At 67.0% G+C, this 6,682-nt stretch carries 4 protein-coding genes; all 4 read right to left on the bottom strand.

The annotated features are described in order from the left end of the window. Positions 1-113: 113 nt before the first annotated feature. A complete protein-coding gene (locus VB777_RS01915) occupies positions 114-2,045 on the bottom strand; it encodes a DNA polymerase (protein WP_323246730.1) in 1,932 nt (643 codons plus the stop codon). A gap of 477 nt (positions 2,046-2,522) precedes the next feature. Next, a complete protein-coding gene (locus VB777_RS01920; RefSeq protein WP_323246732.1) occupies positions 2,523-5,564 on the bottom strand; it encodes a VapE domain-containing protein in 3,042 nt (1,013 codons plus the stop codon). A 125-nt stretch (positions 5,565-5,689) separates the two neighbouring features. After that, positions 5,690-5,917, bottom strand: coding sequence for a hypothetical protein (locus VB777_RS01925; RefSeq protein WP_323246734.1), 228 nt, complete (start codon positions 5,915-5,917; stop codon positions 5,690-5,692). A 396-nt stretch (positions 5,918-6,313) separates the two neighbouring features. Continuing rightward, positions 6,314-6,682, bottom strand: a 369-nt coding sequence (locus tag VB777_RS01930) for a hypothetical protein (protein WP_323246736.1), incomplete at its 5' end; no start/stop codon positions are given.

A 6,682-nucleotide genomic window follows, 5' to 3' on the forward strand; every position in this document is an offset into this window, starting at 1 on the left:
TCGGGATCCGCTCCTCGATCGAGACGTAGGAGAACAAGGAGCCGCTGCGCTCCTGCTGACCTCGCATCAAACCTGGGGCAGCTGGCCCATTTTCGCAGAGGAAGCGGGGTTTTTCAGCAAACTCTTAGGTGGCGGGGCACCTCTAGCAGCAGCTCGTCGTGGATCAACCCCACGATGTGCACGCCGGGGTAGGCATCCAGCGCAGGCCAGAGATCGCCCAGGGCGGCGGACAGCATGTCGGCGCCGCTGGATTGAATCGGCCAGTTGGCACCGTTGGTGCGGCTGATCCTGAACTGCGGCAGCCGGCCGTCCTGCCGGGGCGCTTTGCCCCAGTAGCAAATCCGCCGACCGGCCAGGGAGCGGCAGTCGTAGATGTTGCCGCCGCCGGGCTTCTTGGGGTCGTAGCGATCCATCTGCAGGGATGTTTCCCGGTGGAAGGCGTGCCAGGCTTCGTACACCGCCTGGGCTTTCTCCCAGCTGACCTCCACACCCTGGGCTGCACTCAGGGCCCGGCGCAGCGAGCGCACAAAGCACCCATAGGGCAGGCTGAAATTGGCGGGCTTGGCGGCGTTGCGCTGCGCTTTGGTCACCCAGTCCGACTTCACAATGCCGTCGGCGGGCAGGGCCAGGCCGAACAGCGTGCACGCCATCAGGGCGTGGGGGTCGATCCCATCGAAGATCATCGCCCTAAAGCCGGCGTCGTTGTAGAGCAGCGGGCTGGCCTGCAGGCGGATCTCCTGCCCGACCCAATCCACATCCAGCAGCGCGGAGGCGGGGTTGCCGGTCACCAGCGCACGCTTGGTGCGGCCGGTGAGCCCCTGGAAGTTGCAGCCGATCTGGCTAGGCACCTTGCCTGGCTTGGGGCTGCCCGGGGTGTTCTTCTTGGCCGTCTTGCCCCAGACCTCGGTATCGGACAGGAACCCGCCCATGTCGTCTTTACCGATCTGGCCGCTGGTGGTGATCCGGCCGGTGTTGGCGCCGAGCAGCTTGTAGTCCGGGCGGGTGCGGCCGCCGGCGTACTCCACGTCCCGGCGCAACTGCGTCACCTCCTGCAGGGTTTTGTCTAGGTCGCGCACCTCCAGCAGCAGATCCACCACCGGCACGCCCACAAACTTCTGCAGCACCTTCTTGCTGCAGCTCGGGCGGTCTTCCATCTCGCCGGTCTTGCGGTTCTTCTTGCGCTCGGTCAGCTCCTCGCCACCCAGGGCCTCCACCAGCCGGGGGTGGAGCAGCTCGGGGGTGCGATACGGCTGCGCCTCTGTCGCCGGGGGGTTGGGCAGGCCGAGCAGGGCGTGCAGCTGCGCCCGCTTGGGCTCCCAGTCGGCCGTGGCACCGGCTTCGATCTCATCGAGCACCACGGTGTCCACCGCCAGGCCGCGCACCTGCCCATCGGCGGCGGGGTTGATCCGCAGGCAGTCCAGCCGGTGCACCTCCACCTGGCCGGTGCGCTCCAGCTCGGCGTGCAGGGCCTCGCGCAGGGGCAGCACCACCTCGGCATCCAGGGATGCGTAGCGCAGCTGGGCCTCGGTCAGCCCGTTGCCCCAGTCGCTGGTCTGCAGCTCCTTATCCAGGGCGGTGCCCAGATAGTTGGCCGCCGCGGCCTCCAGGCTGTGCTCGGGGTACTCGCCCAGGGTCTGGGTGGCCAGCATCGTGTCCCACCAGCGGCACAGCGGCCGGATGCCGGCGGCGATCAGGTGCGTGGCCTCAAACAGCAGGTTGTGGCCCACCAGAGTGCGCTCGGGGTTGCGCGCGATCTGCGCCAGCCAGGCGATGGCCGCGCCAGGGGTGGCCTGCTCCACCAGGGCTACGTCGATCACCAGGGTGTGGCCCTCGGCGTGCAGCTGGGCCAGGCGGATCTCGCCGCCCAGGAACGGGAACAGGCTGGCCTTGTGCCGCCACACATCGGTGCGGCGGTTGAAGGTTTCCAGGTCGAACCCCAGCACCAGCGGCACGGTGGCCGGGTCGGGCAGCTGATCGGCCGCGGCGATGTAGGCCAGCCCCGCACGTGCAGGGCCTGTGTAGGGCTGGGGCGTCGGGGCAACCACCGCCGGCAGGCGGCCGCTAACAACCGCCGCAACTTTGACGGGTTTGTCAGTGTCAACCGGGTTATCAGCGCTAACAACTGCCGCAGCTTTGACGGGTTTATCACTCTCAACCGGGTTATCAACGTCAAGATCAGGGCCGGATTCTTGATTTCCGGGGGTTGAATCGCGCCCATGGTCCCGGTTCTCAGGCCCAGCGGCATGGTCCCGATTCTCGAATGGTTCCCCAGATCCGCCGGCTGGAGCGGGATCTGGCATGGTCCCGATTCTCTGGGCGGTTTCACCGATCGCACTATTGGGACACGGGACAGAGCCGGGTGTTGTTAATGGGTCGGCACAGCTGTGTCTTCCGTTTACTAAGAGACTGCTGAAAAACCCCTTCAAGGGCCATTCAGCCCGGGAACGCCTGACTCCGAGCCCAGTGTTCACGGGCGCTGCGCCCAGAGGTCAGACTCAAGTCATGGCGACCTCGGGACTTTTTCAGCAGGCTCCTAACCCCCCTTCCTCTAAAAGAATTGGGACCAAGCCCAGATCGCTGTCCCCACCCGGGATCTTGGGCACATTTCCAGAATCGGGACCATCCCCAGAATCGGGACCAGAATCGGGACCATCCCCGGGTTCACCCCCGATCGGCTGCGCGTAACCCCGGGCGCCCGCCTTCTTGGATTGACAAGCCGCCCACCCCATCCCGCGGATCTGGTGATGCCCCATCACCTTGTTGACCCGGGCGCTGGTGCCCTTGCTCTGCTGGGCAGGCTTTACGTCCAGAGCGGCGTACAGATCGCTCAGCGCCACGAACAAAGCCACCTGCTCGCTGGTGCGATGCCCCACCGGCACGTACCGCAGCCGCAGCACCTTCACCCCATCGCCCTCGGGGTGCACCGTTTCCCAAGCGCCTGATTGCGCCAGCGCCAGCCGCTCCGCCTGGCTGCGTTTGCCGTCTGCCGTCACAGCGGCCGCCAGGTACTCCAGCAGCACCGCCACCCAGGGGTCGGTGAAGGTGGCAGCTAGGCCCCGCTCAGCTGCCGCGGCCAGCGCCGACGCCCCCTCAGCTGTATCTGGGTTCAGCCAGGTTTCAGTCCCGGCTTCCAGCCACAACAGTGCCGCCTTCCAGATGCGATCCCGCTGCAGCCCGATCTCGCGCCACCGCAGCGTGCCGGGGCACTCGATGATCCAGAACCGGCGCGTACCGGTTTCGTCGTTGAGCAGCTCCTGCTCGTTGGTGGTCCCCCAGGTCACGAACCGGCGCGGATGCTCCGTCGCCAGCGGTTGGTTTTTCTCGGCGTACTTGGCAATCCGCTCGGTGAGCCAATCCTTGAACGCCGACTGGCAGCGGCCCTGCGTCAGGCGCTCCACCTCCCCCAGCTCGAAGATCCAACTGGCGTTGGCCTTGGCCATCACGGCCCACCCGGACAGCGCCAGCTGGTTGCTGGAGCCGTAGTCCCCAATGCCGTCGTACCAGGCATCGCTGACCAGAGCCCGCAGGCTTTCGGTCTTGCCGTTGCCCTGGCGGCCCCGCAGGATCGGGCAGGCGTCGAACTTGCTCCCGGGCTGCAGGCCGCGCAGCGCCGTGCCGGCCAGGCTCCGCTTCAGCAGCTCCCGGGATAGAGCATCCCCTGGCACCAGCCCGAACAGGCTGTAGACCACCGCCTCCTCCAGGGGGGCAATTGCCTCGTCGGCGCGCAGCCCTTCCAGGTACTCCGCCACCGGGTTGTAGGGGTTCGACTTGGCCACGAACAGCAGCGCATCCTCTGCCGCGGCCTTGTTGGCGTTGATGCCGTGGGCCGCCGCCAGCACCTGGTACGTGAGCTTCACGTCAGTGATGGCGTTGCCATCCATCTCTGGGGTGCGCGTCAGCTCGTTGAACCGCACCTGGTGGGCGTAGGCGATGAACAGCTGCAGCTGCTGGTGCGTCGGCTCCTCCCGGTCGATAAATGGCTCGGGTGTTTCACCCCGGGCCAGGGCCTCGCTGCGGGCCTGCTCACGCTGCTGCATCCGCTCCTGCAGATCGGCCTCCTGCCGCCGCGCCAGCCGCTCCCGCACCCCGTCATTCACGGTCCTGGCCTGCACGCCGGTGGCCTTCACCAGCTGGGCCTTCAGGGCGTCGCGCTCGGTGGCGCTGTTGGGGTAGGCGTCGGCCATGGCGGCGATCAGGTTGTTGATGGATGGGCTCTGCTCCGGCCAGCTCAGCCCCAGCCCCTGGCGGCCCAGCTCCTGGATTTCCCCGCGCAGGTATTCCCCCGGGGTGGCCGCTGTGCTCACCAGCGCCGACACGATCTGCTGCGCACCATCCACGCCGTGCGCCAGGCCCAGCTCCTCCATGCCTCCCTTGGCATCGCCAGGCAGCTCACGGTGGGGTTTCAGGTAATCGGCCAGGTGGGCCTCCACCAGCGGCAGCCGCGTCAGCCGCAGGCCCTTGCTCACGCAGCCGCGCACCAGGGTGGGCAGCAGGCTCGGCGCCATCCACTGGTCGCAATCGCCCACGTAGGTCTTCAGGTGATCCGGCAGCGCCAGCACCCGCAGATGGCTGGGGGCCGTGATTGCCATGCACGGGATGCCCAGCACCAGGGTGCAATACGCGGAGTCGAAGAATCCCTCAGTGCTGATCCGGGCCTGGCCGATCTGCTGCCCGTCCGGGCCGCGCAGGCCGCTGGGATCCCACACCGCCAGCCGCTCGCCGGCGCCGGTCTGCATCAGGTACTTGGCGTAACGGCCGCGCTCCTCATCGAACGGGGCAACGTCGCAGCGCAGCTGGTAATGGGGGTGCTTTGCCTTGGGGTTGTGGCAGACCAGCAGGCCGCCGGTCTGCGTTTCCTTGGCCCTAGTGAAGCTGAACTCTGTGATCGCCTGCTCAAAGGTGATCGAGCGGATGAAGCCCTGGAGCACCAGCCAGTCGATCAGGGCCTCGCTGTAGGCCCCGCCGGCCCGGCCCCGCAGGTAGGCCCGGTGCTCTGGGGTCAGCAGCGCCAGCCGCTCGGCACGGTCCCGGGCAACACCGTCAGCCAGGCTCTGCTGCAGGGCAGCGCGCTCCTGCTGATCGGCGAGCAGCTGCCCCGGGCTCAGCTCTTTGATCGCCAGCCAACGCAACCGCGCGACAGAAGGCTCGGCGATGCCGGCTTCCACCAGATCGGCCCTGGTGAGCCCGTGCCCTAGCTGCTGCGCCAGCGCCAGGAGCTGCGCATCCTCGTGCTGCAGCTCGGCCAGGGCCGCGGCCACCGGGTCGGCCGCATCGGCGGGTATTGGCGGCGCCGGCTCCTCGGCCGATACCAGGGCCTCCACCGCTGCTGGAGCCGCTTGTCCCCCGTTGTCGTTGGGGGTGCTGGCCGCGGCCTTGGCTTTGCGCTTGCTGCCCCGGGCGGCGCGCTGCGCATCGGCCAGGGTTTCGTGCTCCCAGGTCGGCACCACCAGCGGCGGCAGGCCGGCGGCAGCACGCTCGGCATCGGCCTCGGGGGCGCCTGCAGAGTGAACACCGGGCGCCTTTATCTCTTCGGGAGCGCCATCAGGCAGAAGGCTCAGCTGCACGCGCCGCGGCTGATTTTCTGGCAGTGGATTGGCAGCAGATGCCATGATTAGGGGCAGGGTTGGCTTGGTGGTTGGCCCGGTTCAAGGGATTGCTGGCTCCGTGGTGGGAGCCGCGATCCCGCTCGTCAGCTCGAGCTCGGCAGTGGCTGCGGCAGGTGGCTGTAGGCATCAATGCCCTCGTGCAGCAGCAGGTCGTGAACGGCGCAGCGGATCACGACGCTTGAGCTGCAACCTTTGGCCTCGGCGTAGGTGCGCAGACGCTCAGCCATCAACGGCGTCATGCGCACCATCGACAAATGGCTCAGCACGCCTCCGTGCGACGCCTCGTATTGATGAAAAGCAGCGGGCTCCAAGGTTGTGGTGGTGCTTGGTGTAAATCAATGCTGCCGCTAATTGCCGGCACTGATTTACTCCCTAAGGCCCCTATGTCTTACTTGTGTGCACGAGTAGATGTGTTGCTGCACATTAGATAAACAGCGCCAATGAAAAGCCCCGGGGGTTAGCCGGGGCGTTAATCAATCGAGACGCTCGATGGTGCTCTGTTTGCCGTTAATGGTGACTCCCAGCCAGGCTATCTAGCACCGTCGTCGAACTCTGCCGGATCGGTTTTATGGATCGGCAGATCGTGCCCCTCGATCTCCAGCTCACTGCGGATGCTGTTGAGCTAATCACTCAGCCGCAGGGGTTGCCGATCGGCAGGAGGCGCCCAGACGGGCACCTGCCCCTTACCCCAGGGGCGGCGATGTGGTTTAGGCATCGAGTCCCTCCAGCAGCGGGCTATGCCGCGTGCGGTTGATCCGAGCGATGAGCTTCACCGCTGCGCCGTTCGCCTTGCCGATGTTGTCGGAGGCGATGGCCAGTAGGCCTACGGCTGTGCGCCAGTCCTCAGCGGTGATGGCTTCCTCGATCTTGGAGAGGATCGGGTCGTCGCCCAGGGCCTGGAGCTGCCGGCGTAGCGCTCCAAGGCGTACAGCCGGCGGGTCGCCATCGAGCCTGCGTCCCCTGCAGTGGTGTAAATCCCCCGGCATTCCCACCCCGGCGTAGCCGGGGTGGGCCGCGCACCTCAGTCGATCGGCTCCACAGCTGACGTTGCAAGGGGTGGGCAGGCCCGTTTCCCT

Origin of the sequence: Synechococcus sp. CCY9202 (genome assembly GCF_034931685.1) — a bacterium.
GTDB lineage: Bacteria > Cyanobacteriota > Cyanobacteriia > PCC-6307 > Cyanobiaceae > CBW1002.